The sequence below is a fragment of the Streptomyces tendae genome, assembly GCF_008632955.1.
Lineage (GTDB): Bacteria > Actinomycetota > Actinomycetes > Streptomycetales > Streptomycetaceae > Streptomyces.
On the sequence record NZ_CP043959.1, the window covers coordinates 2,014,814 to 2,036,956 of the forward strand.

Here is a 22,143-nt window from a genome sequence, read left to right on the forward strand (position 1 = left end):
TCTCGTGGTCCCCGGAGCCGGCCGCCCCGCCGATGTCGGCCGCACCGGCGGGGCGAACCGCGCCTACAGGTACTTCTTGATCTCCCGGCGGGCCAGCGACCGCTGGTGCACCTCGTCCGGGCCGTCCGCGATCATCAGCGTGCGCGCGCCCGCGTACAGCTCGGCCAGAGGGAAGTCCTGGCTCACCCCGCCGGCGCCGTAGAGCTGGATCGCCCGGTCGAGGATGCCGACGACCGTGCGCGGCGTGGCGATCTTGATGGCCTGGATCTCGGTGTGGGCGCCCCGGTTGCCGACGGTGTCCATCATCCAGGCCGTCTTCAGCACCAGCAGCCGCAGCTGCTCGACCGCGACACGCGCGTCCGCGATCCAGTTCTGCACCACACCCTGCTGGGCGAGCGCCTTGCCGAAGGCGTCCCGGGACACCGCGCGCCGGCACATCAGCTCGATGGCCCGCTCGGCCATGCCGATCAGCCGCATGCAGTGGTGGATCCGGCCCGGACCGAGCCGCGCCTGGGCGATGGCGAAGCCGCCGCCCTCCTCACCGATCAGGTTCGACACCGGCACCCGCGCCTCGTCGAAGACCACCTCGGCGTGACCGCCGTGGTAGTGGTCCTCGTAGCCGAAGACCCGCATCGCCCGCTTCACGGTGACACCCGGGGTGTCGCGCGGGACCAGGACCATGGACTGCTGGCGGCGGATGTCCGCCCCGTCCGGGTCGGTCTTGCCCATCACGATGAAGATCTTGCAGTCCGGGTGCATGGCCCCGGAGATGTACCACTTGCGGCCGGAGATGACGTAGGCGTCGCCCTCCCGCCGGATGTGGGTGGTGATGTTGGTGGCGTCGGAGGAGGCCACGTCCGGCTCGGTCATCGCGAAAGCCGAGCGGATCTCACCCGAGAGCAGCGGCTCCAGCCACTGCTTCCTCTGCTGCTCGTCGCCGAACTGCGCCAGCACCTCCATGTTCCCGGTGTCGGGCGCCGCGCAGTTGGTGGCGGTGGGGGCGAGCTGCGGGGACCGGCCGGTGATCTCGGCGAGCGGGGCGTACTGCAGGTTGGTGAGTCCCGCGCCGTACTCGGCGTCGGGCAGGAACAGGTTCCACAGGCCCTGCCGGCGGGCCTCCGCCTTCAGCTCCTCCACCACCGGCGGGTTCTCCCACGGCGAGGCCAGCCGCTCGCGCTGCTCGTGCGCGACCTGCTCGGCGGGGTACACGTACTCGTCCATGAAGGCGAGGAGCCGGGCGCGCAGCTCCTCGGTGCGCGCGTCGAACGCGAAGTCCATGTCGGGTCAGCCTTCCTGAAAGGTGGTCAGACCGTGCTCGATGAAGACCGGGACCAGATCGCCGATCCGGTCGAAACCGGCCCCGACGGTCCGACCCAGCGTGTACCGGTAGTGGATGCCCTCCAGGATCACCGCGAGCTTGAACCAGGCGAACGCGGTGTACCAGGACACCGCCGACACGTCCCGGCCGGACCGCGCGGCGTAGCGCTCGATCAGCTCGGCCGGGGCGGGGTGGCCGGGGGCCTCGGCGGTCGTGGAGACGGGGGAGTCCGGCATGCCCAGCGGCATGCTGTACATCACCAGCAGCCCCAGGTCGGTCAGCGGGTCGCCCAGGGTGGACATCTCCCAGTCCAGAACGGCGCGGACCGACTCGTCGTCGCTGATCAGCGCGTTGTCGAGGCGGTAGTCGCCGTGCACCACGGTGGGCGCGGGGGACGAGGGCAGTGCACGGCCGAGCGCGGCGTGCAGCTCGTCGATGCCGGCCAGCTCCCGGTTGCGGGAGGCGTCCAGCTGCTTGCCCCAGCGCCGCAGCTGCCGGTCCAGGAACCCCTCGGGGCGGCCGAAGTCGGCGAGCCCGACCTCGGCGGGGTCGACGGCGTGCAGGTCGACCAGCGTGTCCACCAGGTTCAGCACGGCCGTGCGGGTGCGCTCGGGGCCCAGCGGTGCCAGCTGGTCGGCGGTGCGGTAGGGGGTGCCCTCGACGTACTCCATGACGTAGAACGGCGCGCCCAGCACCTCCTCGTCCTCGCACAGCAGCACCGGGCGCGGCACCGGCACCTTCGTCGGATGCAGCGCGCTGATCACCCGGTGCTCGCGCTTCATGTCGTGCGCGGTGGCCAGGACATGGCCGAGCGGCGGCCGCCGTACCACCCAGGTCGCCGCGCCGTCGGTGACCGTGTAGGTCAGGTTCGACCTGCCGCCCTCGATCAGCCGGCCGGTGAGCGGGCCGGCCAGCAGCCCGGGCCGCTCCCGTTCGAGCAGCTCGCGCAGCCGGTCGAGATCCAGTCCGGGCGGGTGATCGGGGCTCATCGTCGCTCCTGTATGCAGGCGGACACGTACCCACCCATGATGCCGACCGGTCGGTATGCCGTCCAGACCGGGGGCCCAACGTGATCGGGCCCACGATAGGCGGATCACGTCCCCGCCGTCGGTCCCGCCGTGTGCCGGCGGTGACGCGAATGGTGTACATCGGGCCATTCGGCTTGCACGGCGTGGGCGGACCCCGGAGGGTCGACGCATGAAGGCGATCAGCTACGCACGGTACGGCGGCCCCGAGGTCCTCGAGTACGGCGACGTGGACGACCCCAAGGTCGGCCCCGACACGGTGCTCGTCCGGGTGCGGGCGGCGTCCGTCAACCCGGTCGACTGGAAGGCCCGGCAGGGCCATCTCGACGCGATCCTCCCGACCGTCTTCCCGGTCGTCCCCGGCTGGGACGTCGCAGGTGTGGTCGTCCGGTCCGGACCCGCCGTCCCGGAGTTCGCCGCGGGCGACGAGGTGATCGGCTACGTGCGCCAGGACGTCCTCTCCGGGGGCACCTTCGCCGAGTACGTGGCGGCACCCGTGCGTACCCTCGCGCCCAAGCCGCGCGGCCTCACCTTCGAGCAGGCGGCCGGCATCCCCCTGGCCGGGCTCACCGCGTACCAGGTGCTGCACCGCGTCCTCGGGGTGCGCCGGGGCGAGACCGTCCTGGTGCACGCGGCGGCCGGCGGGGTCGGATCCGTCGCCGTCCAGCTCGCCGCCCACCTCGGCGCCCGGGTCATCGGCACGGCGAGCGGACGCAACCACGACTTCGTGCGCGGCCTCGGCGCCGAGCCGCTGAGCTACGGCGAGGGCCTGGCCGAACGGGTGCGAGGGCTCGCCCCCGAGGGTGTGGACGCGGTGTTCGACACGGTCGGCGGGGACACCCTGAAGACCTCCGCGAACCTCCTCGTGCCGGAAGGCCGACTGGCGTCGATCATCGACCCCGGCGTGGTCGAGTACGGGGGCCACTACTGGTTCGTCCGGCCGGACCCGCAGGACCTGCGCAAGCTGTCGGAACTGGCGGACCAGGGGGTCCTGGCCATCCACGTCGAGGAGACCTTCCCCCTGGAGCGCGCGGCGGACGCCCACCGCCGCAGCGAGGAGGGCCACGTACGCGGCAAGATCGTGGTCAGGGTGCCCGAGTGACGCGGCTGATCCTCAGCCCGTCCGGCGTTTGAGGACGAGGCCCGAAGGGCCGAAAGGGGGTCTGGGGCGCAGCCCCGGGGTCGGGAAGGGAAGGGGCGGAGGGGGCGAGAAACCGCTACCACAGCACCACCCCCCCCCCCCCCCCCCGTCACCAGCACGCACACCACAATCCCCACCGCATACCGAAGCGAGAGCCGCTCAGGCTCCCCACCCCCCGCCAACCCCCGAATCCGCCGATGGGCAACCACCAACACCCCCGCCCACCCCGCACAGCACACGACCCCCGAAGCCAGCACACCCCCCGACGCCCCACCCGCCAGCCCCGCCTTCCCCGCCAGCACCGCCACCACCGTGCTCGCCAGCGTCGTCCGCCGCCACGCCAGCCGCGTCCGCTCCGGCTGCAACCCCGGATCCCGGTCCACCCGCCCCGCCCCCGCAGCCGAGCCGGACGTCACTTCTCCCACCCCACCAGCACCACCACGACCATCACCACGGCGACTCCCGCCACCACCACGCCCAGCAGCGCCGGGAATCGCGACACCGGCAGGTCCTCCCCGCGCCGCATCGCCCGCTCGCACCGCACCCAGTGGTTGACCGCCCGGAACGCGCACAGCGCACCGGCCGCCAGCAGCGCGAGGGCCAGCCCGACCCGCCAGCCCCACCGCAGGTCGGGCAGGAACTGGTCCACCGCGAACCCGCCGCCGATCAGCGCGAGCGCGGTCCGCAGCCAGGCGAGGAACGTCCGCTCGTTCGCCAGCGAGAAGCGGTAGTCGGGCGTCTCCCCGTCCTCCCGCACCTCGGCGGGGGAGAACCACAACCGGACGTTCCGTACAAAGTCGATCACGTCGGCGACCTTACCGGTCGCCTCCGATCAGCCGGTCCCGTGCCCGCGTGCGCCCGCCCGGAACGCCCGCAGCCGTTCGTACGCCGCCAGCCCGTCCGGTACCCACTCCCACTCGCCGAGCCGCCGCTCGACCTCCGCCTCCGGCAGGAAGTCGTACCAGGCCACCTCCTCGGCCTGAGGCCGCACCGGCAGGTCGCAGCGCACCTCGTACACCGCCGACCACCAGGTCCGGGCCGCGCCGTCGTCGTACAGGAAGGTGAAGAGGTGCGAGGGGCGCGGCAGGCCGCTCACGCCGAGTTCCTCCTCGGCCTCCCGCAGGGCCGCCTCGTCGTACTCCTCGCCGGCGCCGACGACCCCGCCGACGAACATGTCGTACAGGGAGGGGAAGACCAGCTTGGCCGGCGTGCGGCGGTGGACGAAGATCCGGCCCGTGCCGTCCCTGGCCAGGACGAAGACGCACCGGTGGCGCAGCCCCCGCGCGTACGCCTCCCCGCGCCGGACCTGCCCCACCACCCGGTCCTGCTCATCGACGACGTCGATGACCTCGTCCGCACTCCGACCGCTCTCGCTCATTCCGCTCTCGGTCCTCCCGCTCTCGCTCATCCCGCTCCCACTCGTGCGCTCCGACTCCTACCGCCATCAAAGCAGCGCGCCCGCCTCCCGCCCCGAACGGCACCCGCGGTGTCGGCGCGCCCCCCGACACCACAAGTTGCCCGTTCGTGACCGCAGTTGACGCGTGTAACACCCCCTGCGCCCTTGACGTGATCCGTTGGCGGGCGGTTTGCTGTCCGTGATCAGCTCATGGCGGGCGGCAGCCGACCACTGCCACCGACCACCCGCCGTGAGCCGTATGACAAGAGAAGCGCGTGAGGAAGTTCCGCGGTGTCCCCACCCCCGCCTCCCCTCGGCCGTGCCCGCAAACGAGCGGCACAGGCCCATGACGAGGCCCTTGACGACGCCGAACTCGTCGCCGCGCGGGCCGCACTGGCCCAGGGGCGGTGGCAGAGCACCCGCTCGCTGCTGGTCCGGACGGGGGACGAGTGGGACCGCCGCGGGCACCGGATCACGGTGCTCGCCCGCGAGCCGTACTGCGCCCCGTGGGCCCGCGAGTGGCTGCTCGCCGAGCCCGATTCCGGTGACGCGGCCGTGCTGCTCGCCCTGGCCCAGGTGCGGCGCGGGCTGCGCGGCAAGGAGAAGCCCGCCGGGGTCCGCGACGCCTGCCAGAAGGCCGCCGCGCTGCTGCCGGACGACCCGACGCCCTGGCTGGGGTTACTGATGCTGGAGTGCTCGCTGGGCGCGGAGGGCGACGTGGTCCGTGTCTTCGAGCAGGTCCGCACCCGCTACGCGGACCACCACCACGCCCACCACCTGGTGGTCGGCTGGCTCGCGGAGCGCCGCGTGGAGGCGGGCCCGGACCCGCTGCACGAGGTGTACGACTTCGCCAACTGGGCCGCCGAACAGGCCCCCGCCGACTCGCCGCTCGCCATCCTGCCGGTCATCGCGCACGCCGAGCGCTACCGCACCCTGGCCGCCGCCGGACACGAGCCCCCCGACCCGGTCGCCTCCGGGCACTGGGTCGGACGCCGTGCACGGCAGGTGATGAAGGCGGCCTTCGACTGGTGGCTGGAGTGGGAGCACGAGGACCACCCCCGCCGGCTGGTCGACCTGAACTTCCTCGCCCACGCCAAGGTCTGCGAGGGCCGGGGCGCCGAGGCCGCCGCGCTGTTCCACCGCATCGGCGAGCACGCCACCCCCGCCCCCTGGTCCTATCCCGACCGGGACGGCGTCACCGCCTTCCGTACCGCCCGCGCCGCCGCTGTGGGCACGGCCTGACCCCCACCCCGACGCCCCCCCGCACCCACCACCGATCCAAGGACGGTCTCGAGATGACGACGGACAGTTCGAGCACCAACAGAGCCCCAGCCGAAGGGATCAGCACCTTCAAGGGGCAGGAGCGCGCCCTGCGGGCCGACCGCCTCGGCACAGGGGGCCTGCTGCTCTCCGTCCTGGCCGCGACCGCCCCCCTCATGGTGGTCGCTGGTGTCATGCCCACCACATTCGCGGTGATGGGGATCGTCGGGCAGCCGCTGCTCTTCGTGGTCCTGGGCGCCGTACTGGTGCTGTTCAGCCTCGGATACGCGGAGATGAGCCGGCACGTCCACAACGCCGGTGCCTTCTACGCCTACATCTCCCGCGGGCTCGGCGGCACCGCCGGCGCGGGCGCCGCCCTGGTCGCGCTGGTCGCCTACAACGCCCTCCAGGTCGGCATCTACGGCATCTTCGGCTTCGAGGTCTCCGGCCTCTTCGCCACCTACGCCGACCTCGAGGTCGCCTGGTGGATACCCTCCCTCGTCGCCGTGCTGGCCGTCGGCGCGCTGGGCTGGCTGAAGATCGACGTCAACGCGAAGGTGCTCGGCGTCCTGCTGGTCATCGAGGTGGTCCTGGTCGTCGTCTTCGACATCGCCGCCGTCGCCGACCCCGGCAAGGAGGGCCTGTCACTGCACGCCTTCAACCCGGACACCCTCACCGGCGCCGGCGTCGGCACCGCCCTGTGCTTCTGCATCGCGGCCTTCCTCGGCTTCGAGCAGGCCCCGGTGTACGCGGAGGAGACCAGCAGGCCGCACGTCCTGGTGCCGCGCGTGATGTTCCTCGCCGTCACCGGCGTCGCCGTCTTCTTCGCCATCAGCAGCTGGGCGCTCACCGTGGCCACCGGCCCCTCCGCGATCGTCGGCACCTCCCAGGAGCAGAGCGCGGGCCTGCTGTTCCTCCTCACCGAGGACCGGCTCGGCGCCACCTTCACCGACGTGCTGCACATCCTCTTCGTGACCGGCATGTTCGCCGCCATGCTCAGCTTCCACAACGTCGTCGCCCGCTACGCCTTCGCCATGGGCCGTGAGGGCCTGCTGCCCGCCACCTTCGGCCGCACCACCGGCACCAGCGGCGCCCCCGGCACCGGCTCCCTGCTGCAGACCGGCATCGCTGCGGTGCTGGTGCTGACCTTCGCGCTCACCGACGACAAGCCGACCGGCGACCCGACCGCGCCCGTCCTGCACCTGTTCACCTGGGGCGGCAACATCGGCGCGCTCGGCGTGATCGTCCTGATGGCCATCGCCTCGCTGTCCGTCGTCGTCTTCTTCGTACGGCGCGGCGCCGCGAGCGCGCAGGCATGGCGGCTGGTCACCTCGACCGTCGCCGGCCTCGCCCTGGTGGTGATCGCCGTCTACACGGTCAAGGACTTCGACGTGCTGGTCGGCACCGGCCCGGACTCCGCGCTGCGCTGGATCCTGCCCGGCGTCATCGGCCTCGCCCTCGTGATCGGGCTGGTCCAGGGCGCGATCCTGCGCGCCCGAGCCCCCGAGACCCACGCCCGCATCGGCCTGGGCAACGAGGCCTTCCAACTGGAGAAGGAGGCCGAGCGCACCCCGTAGGACACCCGCCACCCGTCTTACGGAAGTCTGACGAGCACCCGCGTTCCCTGGCCCGGCCCGGGGCGCGGGTGCTCGAATGTCGGGTGAATCCCGAACAGCCCCGCGCGACCCGGACGCCCCCGCACGGGAGCCGAGGCGGACGACGCGGACGCGCGCGGCAAGCCCGTCGGCCGCCGCGTCCTGCTCGGCACCCTCGGCCTCGGCGCGCTCGGCCTGGCCGCCGCGCCCACCCTCCAGCGCGGCCTGGAGTCCTTCCTCGCCGGCGCCTCCGAACGGGACCCCACCGGCCTGACCGGACTGCTGCCGAACGGCGGCGGCTTCCGCTACTACTCGGTCACCGCGTCCGTCCCCCGCAAGGACGCACGGACCTACCGCCTCACCGTCGACGGCCTCGTCGACCGCCCCGCCACCTACACCCTCGCCGACCTGAAGGCCCTGCCGCAGACCCGTACGGTCCGCGACGTGCAGTGCGTCACCGGCTGGCGGGTGCCGCACGCCCCGTTCGAAGGCGTGCCGCTGTCCCGGCTGCTGGACGCGGCCGGCGTGCGCCCCACCGCCCGCGCGGTGCGCTTCACCTGCTTCGACGGCGCCTACTCCGAGAGCCTCACCCTCGACCAGGCCCGCCGCTCCGACGTCCTGGTGGCCCTGCGCATGCGGGACGAGGACATCGGCCACGGCCACGGCGGCCCGGTGCGCCTCTACGTGGCACCCATGTACTTCTACAAGTCCGCCAAGTGGCTCTCCGGCATCACCGTCACCGAGGACGTGGAACCGGGCTACTGGGAGGTGCGCGGCTACGACGTCGACGCCTGGGTCGGCCGCTCGAACGGACGCGACGATGCACCCACGAGCTGACGCCCCGCCCGCCGCCACGACCGTACGGCGCTTCGGCCCCGCCCAGCGGTGGGCGCACCGCGCCACGGCCGTACTGATGGGTGTCTGCGTGGCCACCGCGGCCTGCCTCTACGTCCCCCAGCTCGCCCAGCTGGCTGGCCGCCGCGCCCTGGTCGTCACGCTCCACCAGTGGTCGGGCCTGCTGCTGCCCGTCCCCGTGCTCGCCGCCCTCGTCTCCCGCGCGTTCCGCGCCGACCTGGGCCGGCTCAACCGTTTCGCCCCGCACGACCGGGTCTGGCTGCGGGCCGCCCTGCGCCGCGACCGCCGCCCCGCCTCCCGCCCGGCCGGGAAGTTCAACGCCGGACAGAAGTTCTACGCGGCCTGGATCGCGGGGGCCACCCTGGTGATGCTCGGCACCGGGCTGCTGATGTGGTTCACCCACCTCACCCCGCTGGTCTGGCGGACCGCCGCGACCTTCGTCCACGACTGGCTGGCGCTGACCGTCGGCATCGTCCTCGCCGGGCACATCGGCATGGCCCTCGCCGACCCCGAGGCCCGCCGCGGCCTGCGCACCGGCTCGGTCGGCCGGGAATGGGCAGAGCGCGAGCACCCCCTGTGGCACCCCTGACACGACGGAGGCCCGTCCCGCCCCTCGACGAGGGACGGGACGGGCCTTCGTGAACCCGGACCCGGCTAGATGATCAGGGACAACAGGAGCACCAGCGCCCCCGCGACCACCGAGATGATCGTCTCCATGACCGACCAGGTCTTGATCGTCTGGCCGACGTTCAGCCCGAAGTACTCCTTCACCAGCCAGAAGCCGGCGTCGTTCACATGGCTGAAGAAGAGCGAACCGGCGCCGATGGCCAGCACCAGAAGCGCGGTGTGCGCGGTCGACATGTCGGCGGCGAGCGGTGCGACCAGACCGGCCGCAGAGACGGTCGCCACGGTCGCCGAGCCCGTCGCCAGCCGGATCGCCACCGCGATCAGCCAGGCCAGCAGCAGCGCGGGGATCGACCAGTCCTCGGAGATGTCCAGGATCATCCGGCCCACACCGGTGTCGATCAGCGTCTGCTTGAAGCCGCCGCCCGCGCCGACGATCAGCAGGATGCCCGCGATCGGCGCCAGACCCTTGTCCACCAGGGAGGAGATCCGCTCCCGGCTGAAGCCGGCGGGCCTGCCGAGCGTGAAGATGCCGACCAGCACGGCCGCGAGCAGCGCGATCAGCGGGGAGCCGATCACGTCGAAGACGCGCTGCACCTGGTGCTCGGGGTCGTCGATCACGATGTCGACCAGCGCCTTGGCGAGCATCAGCACGACCGGCAGCAGGATCGTGGCCAGCGTCGCGCCGAACCCGGGGCGCCGCTCCAGCTCCTCCGACGGCCGCTGCGGGACCATCCGCTCCGGGGCCGGGACGTCCACCCAGCGGGCGGCGTACTTGGAGAACAGCGGACCGGCGATGACCACCGTCGGGATCGCGACCAGCACACCGAGCGCCAGCGTCACGCCCAGGTTGGCGTCGACCGCGTCGATGGCGACGAGCGGGCCGGGGTGCGGCGGGACCAGGCCGTGCATCACGGACAGACCGGCCAGCGCGGGGATGCCGATGCGCATGAGCGAGTAGTTGCCGCGCTTGGCGACCATCAGCACCACCGGGATCAGCAGCACCACGCCGACCTCGAAGAACAGCGGCAGGCCGATCACCGAGGCGATCAGCACCATCGCCCACGGCATGGCACGGCCGCTCGCCTTGGCGAGGATGGTGTCGACGATCTGGTCCGCGCCGCCGGAGTCGGCGAGCATCTTGCCGAGGATCGCGCCCAGGGCGATCAGCACGCCCACACCGGCGACGGTGGAGCCCAGTCCGGCGGTGAAGCTGGTGATCACCTTGTCCAGCGGCGCCCCGGCGAAGGCACCGAGCGCCAGCGACCCGATGGTCAGCGACAGGAAGGCGTGCAGCTTGAACTTGGTGATGAGCAGGACGATGACGGCTATGCCCGCCAGGACGGCGATGCCCAGCTGAGCGTGGCCGGCCGAGGTGATCGGCTCGGGTGCGTCCGCTGCCAGCATCTCGACGCTGAGTCTGGTCACGGTGGATCCTCAGGGTGTACGGGGGTCGGGGGAGTGGCCGGCCCCAGGGGGAAGGGGATCTTCTCTCCGGGGCTGCCCGTCACGTCCACGGCGACCCCGGCCTCGTCCTGCCCCAGCGGCTGGAGCGTGGCGAACTGGGAGTCGAGCAGCGCCGTGGGCATGAAGTGCCCCTTGCGGTGCGACATCCGGTCCTCGACGAGCGCGCGGTCACCGGTGAGGTGCACGAAGACCACACCCGGTGCGGCGGCCCGCAGCCGGTCACGGTACGACCGCTTCAGCGCCGAGCAGCTCACCACGCCGCCCAGACCCGCACGCTGCTGCGCCCAGTCACCGATGGCGTCCAGCCAGGGCCACCGGTCGTCGTCGGTGAGCGGGTGCCTGCCGACATCTTGGCGATGTTGCTCTGCGGGTGGAAGTCGTCGCCCTCGGCGTACGGGACGCCGAAACGGGCCGCGAGCAGGGGACCGATGGTGGTCTTGCCCGTCCCGGCGACGCCCATGACCACGACGACGTGGGGGGTGTTCATCGCTGCCTCACTGTCTGCTGTCTTCGTCGACACGTGATGTCGACGGCAACTGAAACTCATAAGTACGACGACTTCAAGAGTCTGTGACGAATAAGTCTGACTTTTTATGCGTGTGATCCGCCCCGTACTCTGAGTGCATGAGCACCACGGGCCGGGGGCTGCACGGCCGCGTACTGGACACCCTCGGCCCCGAGATCACCGCCGGCGAATACCCGCCCGGCAGTGTCCTGCGTACCGACGAGCTCGCCCAGCGTTTCGACGTGTCCCGCTCCGTGATGCGCGAGGTGGTCCGCGTCCTGGAGTCCATGCACCTGGTGGAGTCGCGGCGCCGCGTCGGCGTGACCGTCCTGCCGGCCTGCGAATGGAACGTGTACGACCCGCAGGTCATCCGCTGGCGCCTGGCCGGCGCCGACCGCCCCCGCCAGCTGCGCTCCCTCACCGTGCTGCGCTCCGCGATCGAACCCGTCGCGGCGGGTCTGGCCGCGCGCAACGCGACAGCCGAGCAGTGCGCCGAACTCACCGAGTGCGCCCTCGGGATGGTCGCCCACTCACGCGGACACAAGCTGGAGGGTTACCTCTTCCACGACGTGGCGTTCCACCGCGTGATCCTGACCGCCTCCGGCAACGAGATGTTCGCCCGCCTCGGCGACGTCGTCGCGGAGGTACTGGCCGGACGCACCCACCACGACGTCATGTTCGAGGACCCGGACCCGGCCGCCGTCACCCTGCACGTCCAGCTCGCCGCAGCGGTCCGTGCCCGCGACGCGGCCCGCGCGGAGGAACTCACCCGGGAAATCACCGAGGGCGCCCTCCAGGAACTGGACATCCTGGCGCCGTAGCGCCGCCGGCGCCCGACTACTCCAGGAAGTCGCCGTCGACGTACACCCAGGCGCCGTCGACGCGTTCGAAGCGGCTGCGTTCGTGCAGGGAGCCGCCCTTGTAGGAGGCGCGGAAGGTCACCGTGCCGGTGGTGTGGAAGGCGGAGCCGGCCTCGGTCCCCAGGATCTCCAGCCCGGTCCACCGCGTCCCCGGGTCGAGGTCGAGCCGGGCGGGCCGCGTCCGCGGGTGCCAGGTCCGCAGCAGATACGCCCCGTCCTGCCTGACGAACGCGGAGTACCGCGACCGCATCAGCCGCTCGGCGGTGGGCGCGGCGGCGGCTCCGCCGTGGAAGCGGCCGCAGCACTCCTCGTAGGTCTCGGGGAGGCCGCAGGGACAGGGCGTGCGAGACGTCATGAGGCGCACCTTCCGTACAACGACCGAGGGCCGCGACCTCGCGGTCGCGGCCCTCGTGTTCCAAGTGTCCGAGGGGGGACTTGAACCCCCACGCCCGATAAAGGGCACTAGCACCTCAAGCTAGCGCGTCTGCCATTCCGCCACCCGGACAAGGTGTCTGTCGCGCGGGTTTCCCCCCGCGGCGACGACGTAAACATTACCAGGTGTTCAGGGGTGGCCGATCACCCCCGCCCGCCGCGTCGTCGCGTGAACGGCGTGTGACGGGCCGGGCCGGGTCTTGGGGCGGGCCCGCGGGCGAGGGAGGATGAGGGGGACCCACCAGCGGGAACACCAGCAGCGGGAGGAAGCACGTGAGCCAGACGGACCCGGCCAAGGGCGTCACCGGTGAGGACGAGGTCGTGGACCTCTGCCGCGAGCTGATCCGGATCGACACCAGCAACTACGGCGACCACTCCGGCCCCGGCGAGCGCAAGGCGGCCGAGTACGTCGCCGAGAAGCTCGCCGAAGTGGGCCTGGAGCCGCAGATCTTCGAGTCCCACCCGGGACGCGCCTCCACCGTCGCCCGGATCGAGGGCGAGGACCCGTCGCGGCCCGCCCTGCTGATCCACGGCCACACCGACGTCGTCCCCGCCAACGCCGACGACTGGACCCACCACCCCTTCTCCGGCGAGATCGCCGACGGGTGCGTGTGGGGGCGCGGGGCCGTCGACATGAAGGACATGGACGCGATGACCCTCGCGGTCGTCCGCGAGCGCATGCGCAGCGGCCGTAAGCCCCCGCGCGACATCGTCCTCGCCTTCCTCGCCGACGAGGAGGCCGGCGGCACCTACGGCGCCAAGCACCTGGTGCACCGGCACCCCGAGCTGTTCGAGGGCGTCACCGAGGCGATCGGCGAGGTCGGCGGGTTCTCCTTCACCGTCAACGAGAAGCTGCGCCTCTACCTCGTGGAGACCGCCGAGAAGGGCATGCACTGGATGCGGCTCACCGTCGACGGCACGGCCGGCCACGGCTCGATGACCAACGACGACAACGCCATCACCGAGCTGTGCGAGGCCGTCGCCCGGCTCGGCCGCCACAAGTGGCCGGTGAGGGTCACCAAGACCGTCCGCGCCTTCCTGGACGAGCTCTCCGACGCGCTCGGCACCGAGCTCGACCCGGAGGACATGGACGAGACCCTCGCCAAGCTCGGCGGCATCGCCCGCATGATCGGCACCACGCTGCGCAACTCCGCGGCGCCCACCCAGCTCGGCGCCGGCTACAAGGTCAACGTCATCCCCGGCCAGGCCACCGCGCACGTCGACGGCCGCTTCCTGCCCGGGTACGAGGAGGAGTTCCTCGCCGACCTCGACCGGATCCTCGGCCCGCGCGTTCGGCGCGAGGACGTGCACTCCGACAAGGCGCTGGAGACCGACTTCGACGGCCGGCTGGTCGACGCCATGCAGACCGCGCTCAGCGCCGAGGACCCGATCGCGCGCGCCGTGCCCTACATGCTCTCCGGCGGCACCGACGCCAAGTCCTTCGACGACCTGGGCATCCGCTGCTTCGGGTTCGCGCCGCTGAAGCTGCCCCCGGAGCTGGACTTCGCGGGCATGTTCCACGGTGTCGACGAGCGGGTGCCGGTCGACGGTCTCACGTTCGGCGTCCGTGTGCTCGACCGATTCCTCGACGCGTCCTGAGGTGTGTTCCGGCGCGGGCCGGTGATCCCAAGAATCGGGCAGACGTACGGAGTTGACCGGGAAGAGTGAATGCGACCATAAGCTCGTAGCCTCATTACTTCCTCCTCGTTACCTGTGATGTGATCCGCGACTTTGGATCACATTGCCAACTAGGAGGAATACATGCTGAAGAAGGTCGTCGCCGTCGCGGCCGCCACCGGTGGTCTGGTTCTCGCGGGCGCGGGCATGGCCGCTGCCGACTCGGGTGCCCAGGGTGCCGCCGTGCACTCCCCGGGCGTCCTGTCCGGCAACGTCGTGCAGGTGCCGGTTCACGTCCCCGTGAACGTCTGCGGCAACACGATCTCCGTGATCGGGCTGCTGAACCCTGCCTTCGGCAACACCTGCGTCAACGCGTGATGTCGTGTCTCGCCCTCTAGGGAACACCCGCTGAGGGTTCGAGCCCGTCGGCCCCGGAGCGCGCGCCATGCGCTCCGGGGCCGACCGGTTCCCCCCATACGTCGAGAATCCGGGACGCGGCGGACGCCGCCTCTCGGCAGCAGGTCCGAGGACAGGGAATTCAGCAAATGCGACAGGTCACCCGCAAGGGCTTGATGACCATGGCCGCCGCCACCGGTGTGCTCGCCGCCGCGGGCGGGGCCGCCGCCCACGCCGACTCCGGGGCCACGGGCGGTGCCAACGGCTCGCCGGGCGTGCTCTCCGGCAACGTGGTGCAGGCCCCGGTGCACGTGCCGGTGAACGTCTGCGGCAACACGGTCAACGTCGTCGGGATCCTCAACCCGGCGGTCGGCAACGCCTGCGCCAACACGGGCGGCTCCGGCGGCCACGGCGGCTCGCACGCCCACGGCAAGGCGAGCGGTTCGCCCGGCGTGGCCTCCGGCAACGTCGTGCAGGTTCCGGTGCACGTGCCGGTGAACGTCTGTGGCAACAGCGTCGACATCATCGGCGTGGGCAACGGCACGGGCGACAACCGCTGCGCCAACACGGGGCACGACGGCGGTGAGCCGGGGGAGCCGGGCAACCCCGGTGAGCCGGGGGAGCCGGGGGAGCCTGGCAACCCGGGGGAGCCCGGTAACCCTGGTGAGCCCGGTAATCCCGGTGAGCCTGGTAATCCCGGTGAGCCGGGAGAGCCTGGTAACCCTGGCAACCCGGGTGAACCCGGTAACCCTGGAGAGCCGGGTAACCCTGGTGAGCCCGGGACTCCCGGCACCCCGGACGGCCCCTCGTCCGGCAACCAGCCGGGCGCCCAGTCCGGCCCGCACGGCGACGCGGAACTCGCCCAGACCGGCAGCGAGCTGCCGATGGGACTCGTGCTGCCCGTCGGCGCGGGTGCGCTGCTCGCCGGCGCGGTCCTCTACCGCAAGGCGCGCGCCGCGGCGTGATCTCGGACACACGGAGCGGACCCCGCGACCGAACGCGGGGTCCGCTCCACCTGTTGACTCCGGTCGGGCGTGCTCAGCTCACCAGGTGGCGCGCACCTGGCGGATGATCCGCCGCCGCAGCCGCACCCTGCGGCTGCCGTCACGCATCAGCGTCAGGCGGTACAACTCCCAGTGACCGTACTCGGCATGGTCCGTCAGCAGACGCGCAGTCTCCTTGCGGGACACCCCGCGCGGCACGTACACGTCGACAAATTCGTATTCCGGCATCGCATCTATTGTGCGGGCCGGCCCCCGGTACGGATAGCGTCTGCACTATGTCTGATGCTGCGCAGCCCACCGCTGCCGAGGTACGTGCCGCCGCCGAGGCGGTGAAGACCGCGATCGACCGCCACCTGGGCGCGGTCGAGAGCCGGTCGGGGGACGACGACCCGGCCGTCTACGAGGCCTTCAACCAGCTGGCCGCGGCCGCGGAGACGTACGACGAACTGCTCTACGACCGCTACGACGAGGTCACCCCCTTCGAGATCCCGAGTGCGGAGGAAGCCCTCCCGCCGTACGCCGGGCCCGAGGAACCGAACGCCGTGAGCGTGCTGATCCGTCGCGACTACGCCGTCGCCGAACCGCAGCGGCTGCTGGCGCACGCCCAGCGGATCGAGGAGGCGGACGACGAGAGTCCGGAGGCCTCCGGCACCGTCCACGGGGCGCTCGGCCTGCTGTTCGGCGAGTACGAACCGGACGAGATCGCCTCCCGGCACAAGGAGTTCGGCCTGGAGGAGGGCGACTCCACGCTCTGGGTCACGGCATCGGACGAGATCCCGGACCCGGGGGAGTGGCTCGAGGCGCCCTTCGAGCAGGTGGACCCGGAGACGGTGGTCTGCCGCTTCGACGTCAGTGCCGTGTTCGACGACGATGACGGCGACGACGAGAGCGACGACGACATCGAGGCGGTCCTGGCCCCGGACGAGGAGCTGGAACCACTCGACGCCGACCGCTGACCCCCTTCGGTACAGCGCCGACGGCGGCGGCACTTCGGTGCCGCCGCCGTCCTGCTTCTCCGGCCGGCGGCAGCCACCGCCCGGGGCAGCCCCGACGCCGACAGCTTGCCCGGCCGACCCACGGCCCCGGTCCCCGGCAGCCGGCCCCGGTCCCCTGCGCGGGCCCCCACCAGCCGCCCGCGCCGCCTCGGTGCGTTGCCGGCCAGCGGCCGGCGACAGCCTGCTCAGGCGGGCGTCGTCGGCAGCTGCGGGGCCAGCAGCTCCGGCAGCCGGGTCGTCCGCGGCTTCGCCGTGACCTCGGCCACGGCGCGGGGCAGGGCCTGGTCGACGCCGTGGACCACCGACAGGTGCCGGTCGGCGCGGCTGAACGCCGTGTAGATCCAGGGGCGGCTCAGCGCGGGCACCGCGTCACCGGGCAGCACCACGACGGCCGCCGGCCAGCGGGAGCCCACCGCCTGGTGCGCGGTCAGCGCCCAGCCGTGCCGTACCGACTGCTCCACACGCTCCCTCGGCACCACGATCCGCTCGCCCGCGCAGTCCAGGCGCAGGCCCTCGTCGTCCGCCCCGACCACGCGGCCCGGCAGGGTGCGCCCGTGGGCGGGGGAGTACGCCACCCGGTCGCCGGGATCGAAGCCGCCGAAGCGGCCCGGTCCCGGGTTCAGCCGCTCCTTCAGCGCCGCGTTCAGCACGCGGGTCCCGACCGCGCCGCCGTGCCCCGGCGTGATGACCTGCGTCTCCTCCGCCGGCACCCCGATGGCCCGCGGCACCGAGTCCACCACCAGCTGCACGGTCCGGTGCACCGCCTCGCCCGCGTCCCGCACGGGCACGATGACGACCTCCTTGCCGGGCGCCTCCACCTGGAGCAGCTCGCCGACACCGATCCCCGAGACCAGCTCACCGAGCGGCCCCGGGTCCGGCCGCCGGGAGGCGATCTGCGGACAGGCCCGCACCGCCAGCAGGTCCGCGAACACCCGCCCGGGTCCAACTGACCACAGCACCCCGGGATCACCGGACAGCACAAGGCGCGCCCCGTCCGGCAGCGACTCCGTGAGCAGCGCGCCCGTCTCCACGTCCAGCTGCGGCGCGTCCAGCACCACCAGCAGGTCCAGGGCCAGCGCGCCCTCCGGGTCGCGCCCGGGTCCCTCGGCACCGGACAGCAGCCCGGCGACCGTGGCGACGCCGGGGCCGTCCACCCGGTCCGCGAACCGCGCCCGCCCGACCGGGCCGTGCGTGGCGGCCCAGGCGCGCAGCCCCATGGCGTGCGCCGCGTCGAGGAGGGCGGCCGGCTCGGCCAGCGCGGCCTCCCCGCCGGTGTGGAGCACCAGCCCGTGCCCCGCGACCGCGCGGATCAGCTCGCCCGCGGAGCCCTCCGCCGCGGCGGCCGCGCGCTCCCAGTCCTCGCCCGCCCCGTCCTGCTTGGGCACCGAGTTGATCAGGCGGGCCAGGCCGTCGGTGAGGCTCTCCTCGGCCAGTGCGCAGCGTTCCAGACCCACCAGGACCTGGACCGGCTGCTCCTCGCTCTCCGCGGCCTCGCCCCCGTCCTCCCCGGCGTCGTCGCCCAGGCCGTCCTGGAAGACCAGGACGTCGCCCTCGGCGATGGCGTCGCGCACCGCGTCCTCGGGAGCGGGCACCCCCTGCCGGCCCAGCGCCTCGGTGAGCGCGGCCATCTCCAGCACCGTGTGCCCGGCCGGCGCGGCCTGCTCCAGCAGCCAGACGGTGACGGCCCGGCCCCGCCGCTCGTCGGCGGGCCCGGTCTCCCCGCCGAGCAGCGCCCGCGCGAACCCGTCCGCCTGCTCGGGCCGCACCCCCGGCACCCGCAGCAGCTGCCACGGATCGTCCCGCAGCACGCGAGCGGCGCCTTCCCCGAGCACGGAGGCGGCCGGCGGGGCGAGAGCAGCGGGCGCACCGCCCTGCGCCAGCACCTCCCGGACCTCCCCGACGGTGCCCTCGGCGGGAGCCGCGGGCCCCTGGCTCACCACCGGGGCCCGCCGCGCCGGCTCGGGCGCGGGACGCCGGGGCGCCGGCCTGGCCTCCTCGAACACGGTGGCGGGCGGCTTCTCGCCGCTCTCCACGGCCCGTACGGCGGCGAGCAGGTCCGCGGCCGTGCCGCTCAGCGCGGTCCCGGCCGTGATCGGGCCCTGACGCTCCGCCTTCCGCCGCTCGATCCGCTCCCGCTCCAGGCGCTGCGCGGCCAGCTCGGCCTCGGCCTCGGACACCTGCGCGCCCTCGGCGGGCGCGTCGTCCGCCGCGCTCTTCGGCTCCTCCGGGGTCTCGGGCGTGCTCACAGCGTGCTCCAGTCGTGATCGGGATAGCGGTGCACGGGAGCCGACACGTCGTCGAGCGCCCGGCAGATCTCGTCAGGAAGACTAAGCGCCTCCACTGACAACGCCGCCGACAGCTGCTGCGCCGTGCGGGCGCCCACGACGGGCGCGGTCACCCCGGGCCGGTCGCGGACCCAGGCGAGCGCCACCTGCAACGCGGTCACGGCGAGCCCGTCGGCCGCGGTCGTCACGGCGTCCACGATCCGGCTCGCCGTGTCGTCCAGATAGGGGGCGACGAACGGCGCGAGGTGCTCCGAGGCGCCGCGCGAGTCCACCGGGGTCGCGTCGTTGCGGTACTTGCCGGTGAGCACGCCCCGTCCGAGCGGGGAGGACGGCAGCATGCCGATGCCCAGGTCGATCGCGGCGGGCAGCACCTCCCGCTCCACCCCGCGCTGCAGCAGGGAGTACTCCATCTGGGTGCTCGCCAGGCGGGTGCGCGCGCCGGGCGCGGCCAACTGCCAGGTCGCCGCCTTGGCGAGCTGCCAGCCGCAGTAGTTGGAGACGCCCGCGTAGCGCGCCCGGCCGCTGGAGACGGCGATGTCCAGCGCCTGGAGCGTCTCCTCCAGCGGGGTGGCGGGGTCGTAGGCGTGGACGTGCCACACGTCGACGTAGTCGGTGCCGAGGCGGGCCAGGGAGGCGTCCAGGGCGGACAGCAGATGCCCGCGTGAGCCGTCGAACCGGCGGTCGGGGTCGGGCACGCTGCCGGCCTTCGTGGAGATCACCAGGTCCCGGCGCGGCACCAGCCCGTCCATCAGCCGTCCGAGCAGGTACTCGGCGTCCCCGTCGCCGTAGACGTCGGCCGTGTCGACGAGCGTCCCGCCGGCGTCCCAGAACGTCTTCAAGAGCTCTGCCGCGTCGTGCTCGTCGGTGTCGCGGCCCCAGGTGAGGGTCCCGAGCCCGATCCGGGACACACGCAGGCCGGTACGGCCGAGATGCCTCTGCTCCATGAACGCCGAGATTACTGGCCGGAGTGTTGCGTGTGGGGGCCTGTGGACAACCGTTTTCCGGGCGCCGCGCGAGGGCAGCGGCCCCCGGCCGGGACCGTGCGACCGGCCCCGCGGGCACCCCACCGGCGACCACCGGAGGTATAGGGTCGGCGCACACATCACGTTACTGATCGGTAAGGGGAGACGGCCATGCAGCTAGGGATCAACCTCGGCTACTGGGGCGCCGGAATGGACGCGGACAACCTCGCCGTGGCCCAGGAGGCCGACCGGCTCGGCTACGCGGTCTGCTGGGCGGCAGAGGCCTACGGCTCCGACGCCGCCACCGTCCTCGCCTTTGTCGCCGCCCGCACCGAGCGCATCGACGTCGGCTCCGCCATCTTCCAGATTCCGGCCCGCCAGCCGGCCATGACCGCGATGACCGCGGCCACCCTGGACTCCCTCTCCGGCGGCCGCTTCCGCCTCGGCCTCGGCGTCTCCGGCCCGCAGGTCTCCGAGGGCTGGTACGGCGTCACGTTCGACAAACCGCTCGCCCGCACCCGCGAGTACGTCGAGATCATCCGCAGGGCGATGACCCGCGAGCGCCTCTCCTTCGACGGCGAGCACTGGACCCTGCCCCTCCCCGGCGGCCCGGGCAAGCCCCTGAAGCTCACCGTGCATCCGCAGCGCGAGCACATCCCGCTGTACATCGCCGCGATCGGCCCGAAGAACCTGGAGCAGACCGGCGAGATCGCCGACGGCGCCCTGCTGATCTTCCCGTCCGCCGAGCACCTGGAGGACACCGCCGTCCGCCACCTGCGCGCGGGCCGCGAGAAGGCCGGCAAGACCCTCGACGGCTTCGACATCTGCCCCACGCTCCCGCTCGCCGTGGGCGACGACAAGGACCTCGCCACGCTCGCCGACACCTTCCGCCCCTACACGGCGCTGTACGTCGGCGGCATGGGCAGCCGCAAGCAGAACTTCTACAACCAGCTCGCACGCCGCATGGGTTACGAGCAGGAGGCCGCCGAGATCCAGGACAAGTACCTGTCCGGCGACAAGCAGGGCGCTGCCGCCGCCGTCCCGCACGACCTGATCGACGGCACCACGCTGCTCGGCTCGGTCGACCGCATCGCCGACCGCATGAAGGCCTACGCCGCCGCCGGTGTCACCACCCTCACCCTCGCCCCGGCGGGCTTCACCCTCGACGAACGGCTCTCCTCGCTGCGTGCCGGCGTCGAGGCGCTGGAGCGCGCGGGCCTCGCCTGACCCGACCGCACGGCCGCCGCCGCGTCCCGCACGGCCGCCGCCGCGTCCCGCGCGGCGGCGGCCGGGAGTTCCGCGGCCGTGGTGGGGGCTCGGGGGTCGACCCCGCCACGGCCGTCATCCCCTCAACGCCCGCAGGCCCCGGGGTTACGCGCCCCGCACCACCGCGTACCACCTCCGCGCTCCGCACCGCGTCCCGTCCGCCCGCGCGCACGTGTCCGCACCCCCCTCCCGCGCACCGGTTCGCCCCCTCTTCGCCCCGCACGTACTCCAATTGGCGGAGTCGTCCGCCGCACCTGTTGCCGCACCTCCACCGGCGCACTTGACTCCAACTTTGCGGAACTGTGGACGTGCGGACCGCGGACCTGCGGACGCCGCGGAGAGGTGGCCCCATGCTGTCGGCAAAGAGCCTGTTCCAGGAGATCCTCGACAACGACGAGTCGTTCGCGCTGTTCTGTTCGATCGCCGCGAGCGGAGAGTCCCAGGGCGGCTGGGAGAACGCCCGTATCGCGGCGCTCGTGCCCGAGACCCAGCGGGACCTGGCCCCCAAGATCACCCGGCACGGCGCCGACGAGGACAAGCACGGCCGGATCTTCAACGCCCTGCTGAAGAAGCGCGGCCTGGAGCCCGTCCCGGTCCCGCCGGAGACCGACTACACGATGCTGCTGGAGCGCAACGGCATCGGCCTGGCGCACGACCAGCTCAAGCGCGACGAGCCGCTCACCGTGCAGGACATCGTCACCTACCTCGCCCACAGCCGGGTCACCGAGCAGCGCGCCTCCGAGCAGATGGAACAGCTCCGCAAGCACTTCGCCGACCACCCCGACCTCGGCCGCGCGGTGCGGATGATCTCCAACGACGAGGACAACCACCTGGCCTACTGCCACGAGGAACTGCTGCGCTTCGCCTACGCGGGCCACGGCCGTGCCATCCGGCGCACCCTGCGTGAGTGCGCGCTCGCCGAGATCCGCGTCTACCGCGACGTCAGCCTCGCCGTGATGGCGCACATGGGCCGCGTCCTCGGCTGGCCGAAGCCCAAGGCGGCGCTCCTCGCGGCGGGCATCCACGCCATGTACCTGTACGAACGCCTGGGCGGCTGGCGCCGCATGGTCTCGCTGCGGATGCCCGAGCGGCGCGACGCGCTGGGCGGCCCGGCGACCCCGGAACCGGAAGCGGCGTGAC

The 22,143-nt window shown here is 72.7% G+C and carries 21 protein-coding genes, 1 tRNA gene and 2 pseudogenes; 12 read left to right on the forward strand and 12 right to left on the reverse strand.

Features of this window, described 5'->3' with window-relative positions:
• Nucleotides 1-63: 63 nt before the first annotated feature.
• Both F3L20_RS09390 and F3L20_RS09395 read right to left on the reverse strand, forming a co-directional pair.
• Entirely contained in the window at nt 64-1,278 is a 1,215-nt protein-coding gene (locus F3L20_RS09390; protein ID WP_150153775.1) for an acyl-CoA dehydrogenase family protein, read from the reverse strand.
• Between the two features lie 6 nt (nt 1,279-1,284).
• Complete coding sequence (locus F3L20_RS09395) at nt 1,285-2,307, reverse strand: phosphotransferase family protein (protein ID WP_150153777.1); 1,023 nt, start codon at nt 2,305-2,307, stop codon at nt 1,285-1,287.
• 208 nt (nt 2,308-2,515) lie between these two features.
• On the opposite strand from F3L20_RS09395, the gene F3L20_RS09400 reads away from it, so the two are divergent.
• The gene (locus F3L20_RS09400) at nt 2,516-3,445 is read left to right on the forward strand and encodes an NADP-dependent oxidoreductase (RefSeq protein WP_150153779.1); all 930 of its coding nucleotides are present in this window, start codon (nt 2,516-2,518) and stop codon (nt 3,443-3,445) included.
• Between the two features lie 236 nt (nt 3,446-3,681).
• Here the strand turns inward: F3L20_RS09400 and F3L20_RS09405 are convergent.
• The 3 genes and pseudogenes from F3L20_RS09405 to F3L20_RS09415 all read right to left on the reverse strand — a co-directional run.
• A pseudogene (locus F3L20_RS09405) lies at nt 3,682-3,909 on the reverse strand (DUF202 domain-containing protein); the annotation flags it as partial.
• Complete coding sequence (locus tag F3L20_RS09410; RefSeq protein ID WP_150153781.1) at nt 3,897-4,289, reverse strand: YidH family protein; 393 nt, start codon at nt 4,287-4,289, stop codon at nt 3,897-3,899. The pseudogene F3L20_RS09405 and the gene F3L20_RS09410, both read right to left, overlap by 13 nt.
• A 27-nt stretch (nt 4,290-4,316) precedes the next feature.
• Nucleotides 4,317-4,862, reverse strand: coding sequence for an NUDIX domain-containing protein (locus tag F3L20_RS09415; RefSeq protein WP_150153783.1), 546 nt, complete (start codon nt 4,860-4,862; stop codon nt 4,317-4,319).
• 309 nt (nt 4,863-5,171) lie between these two features.
• Here F3L20_RS09415 and F3L20_RS09420 point away from each other — a divergent pair, with 309 nt between their 5' ends.
• The 4 genes from F3L20_RS09420 (at nt 5,172) to F3L20_RS09435 (ending at nt 9,179) form a co-directional block, all read left to right on the forward strand.
• Entirely contained in the window at nt 5,172-6,122 is a 951-nt protein-coding gene (locus F3L20_RS09420) for a hypothetical protein (protein WP_150153785.1), read from the forward strand.
• A 53-nt stretch (nt 6,123-6,175) separates the two neighbouring features.
• Nucleotides 6,176-7,717: an APC family permease gene (locus tag F3L20_RS09425; RefSeq protein ID WP_150153787.1), complete on the forward strand. Its 1,542-nt coding sequence runs from the start codon at nt 6,176-6,178 to the stop codon at nt 7,715-7,717.
• 180 nt (nt 7,718-7,897) lie between these two features.
• Complete coding sequence (locus F3L20_RS09430) at nt 7,898-8,572, forward strand: molybdopterin-dependent oxidoreductase (RefSeq protein WP_150153789.1); 675 nt, start codon at nt 7,898-7,900, stop codon at nt 8,570-8,572.
• A complete protein-coding gene (locus F3L20_RS09435) occupies nt 8,556-9,179 on the forward strand; it encodes a cytochrome b/b6 domain-containing protein (RefSeq protein ID WP_150153791.1) in 624 nt (207 codons plus the stop codon). Before F3L20_RS09430 ends, F3L20_RS09435 begins: the two co-directional genes overlap by 17 nt.
• A 65-nt stretch (nt 9,180-9,244) precedes the next feature.
• Here F3L20_RS09435 and F3L20_RS09440 read toward each other — a convergent pair whose 3' ends face one another.
• Both F3L20_RS09440 and F3L20_RS09445 read right to left on the reverse strand, forming a co-directional pair.
• A complete protein-coding gene (locus F3L20_RS09440; protein ID WP_150153793.1) occupies nt 9,245-10,642 on the reverse strand; it encodes a GntP family permease in 1,398 nt (465 codons plus the stop codon).
• Nucleotides 10,639-11,168, reverse strand: a pseudogene (locus tag F3L20_RS09445) (gluconokinase). Before F3L20_RS09445 ends, F3L20_RS09440 begins: the two are co-directional and overlap by 4 nt.
• Before the next feature lie 137 nt (nt 11,169-11,305).
• Between F3L20_RS09445 and F3L20_RS09450 the strand changes: the two are divergent.
• The gene (locus F3L20_RS09450; RefSeq protein WP_150153795.1) at nt 11,306-12,007 is read left to right on the forward strand and encodes a FadR/GntR family transcriptional regulator; all 702 of its coding nucleotides are present in this window, start codon (nt 11,306-11,308) and stop codon (nt 12,005-12,007) included.
• A gap of 16 nt (nt 12,008-12,023) precedes the next feature.
• Here F3L20_RS09450 and F3L20_RS09455 read toward each other — a convergent pair whose 3' ends face one another.
• Complete coding sequence (locus F3L20_RS09455; RefSeq protein WP_150153797.1) at nt 12,024-12,401, reverse strand: YchJ family protein; 378 nt, start codon at nt 12,399-12,401, stop codon at nt 12,024-12,026.
• Between the two features lie 65 nt (nt 12,402-12,466).
• Nucleotides 12,467-12,551, reverse strand: a tRNA-Leu gene (locus F3L20_RS09460).
• A 200-nt stretch (nt 12,552-12,751) separates the two neighbouring features.
• On the opposite strand from F3L20_RS09460, the gene F3L20_RS09465 reads away from it, so the two are divergent.
• The 3 genes from F3L20_RS09465 (at nt 12,752) to F3L20_RS09475 (ending at nt 15,456) form a co-directional block, all read left to right on the forward strand.
• Nucleotides 12,752-14,077 carry a M20/M25/M40 family metallo-hydrolase gene (locus F3L20_RS09465; protein WP_150153799.1) on the forward strand — a complete coding sequence of 442 codons (1,326 nt, stop codon included), beginning with the start codon at nt 12,752-12,754 and terminating at the stop codon, nt 14,075-14,077.
• A gap of 162 nt (nt 14,078-14,239) precedes the next feature.
• Nucleotides 14,240-14,473 carry a chaplin ChpH gene (gene chpH / locus F3L20_RS09470; RefSeq protein ID WP_006135972.1) on the forward strand — a complete coding sequence of 78 codons (234 nt, stop codon included), beginning with the start codon at nt 14,240-14,242 and terminating at the stop codon, nt 14,471-14,473.
• 167 nt (nt 14,474-14,640) lie between these two features.
• On the forward strand, nt 14,641-15,456 hold the full coding sequence (locus F3L20_RS09475; RefSeq protein WP_150153801.1) for a chaplin family protein: 816 nt from the start codon (nt 14,641-14,643) through the stop codon (nt 15,454-15,456).
• A gap of 78 nt (nt 15,457-15,534) precedes the next feature.
• Here the strand turns inward: F3L20_RS09475 and F3L20_RS09480 are convergent, their stop codons facing one another.
• Nucleotides 15,535-15,723 carry a DUF5703 family protein gene (locus F3L20_RS09480; protein ID WP_004933366.1) on the reverse strand — a complete coding sequence of 63 codons (189 nt, stop codon included), beginning with the start codon at nt 15,721-15,723 and terminating at the stop codon, nt 15,535-15,537.
• A gap of 47 nt (nt 15,724-15,770) precedes the next feature.
• On the opposite strand from F3L20_RS09480, the gene F3L20_RS09485 reads away from it, so the two are divergent.
• The gene (locus F3L20_RS09485) at nt 15,771-16,451 is read left to right on the forward strand and encodes a hypothetical protein (protein WP_206338879.1); all 681 of its coding nucleotides are present in this window, start codon (nt 15,771-15,773) and stop codon (nt 16,449-16,451) included.
• Between the two features lie 224 nt (nt 16,452-16,675).
• On the opposite strand, the gene F3L20_RS09490 is transcribed toward F3L20_RS09485, so the two are convergent.
• Complete coding sequence (locus tag F3L20_RS09490; protein WP_150153803.1) at nt 16,676-18,736, reverse strand: helix-hairpin-helix domain-containing protein; 2,061 nt, start codon at nt 18,734-18,736, stop codon at nt 16,676-16,678.
• Nucleotides 18,733-19,719: an aldo/keto reductase gene (locus tag F3L20_RS09495; protein ID WP_150153805.1), complete on the reverse strand. Its 987-nt coding sequence runs from the start codon at nt 19,717-19,719 to the stop codon at nt 18,733-18,735. Before F3L20_RS09495 ends, F3L20_RS09490 begins: the two co-directional genes overlap by 4 nt.
• 189 nt (nt 19,720-19,908) lie before the next feature.
• Between F3L20_RS09495 and F3L20_RS09500 the strand changes: the two genes are divergently transcribed.
• The gene (locus F3L20_RS09500; RefSeq protein WP_024885202.1) at nt 19,909-20,964 is read left to right on the forward strand and encodes an LLM class F420-dependent oxidoreductase; all 1,056 of its coding nucleotides are present in this window, start codon (nt 19,909-19,911) and stop codon (nt 20,962-20,964) included.
• 389 nt (nt 20,965-21,353) lie between these two features.
• Nucleotides 21,354-22,142, forward strand: a complete 789-nt coding sequence (locus tag F3L20_RS09505; protein WP_150153807.1) for a ferritin-like domain-containing protein — start codon at nt 21,354-21,356, stop codon at nt 22,140-22,142.
• Nucleotide 22,143 lies beyond the last annotated feature (1 nt).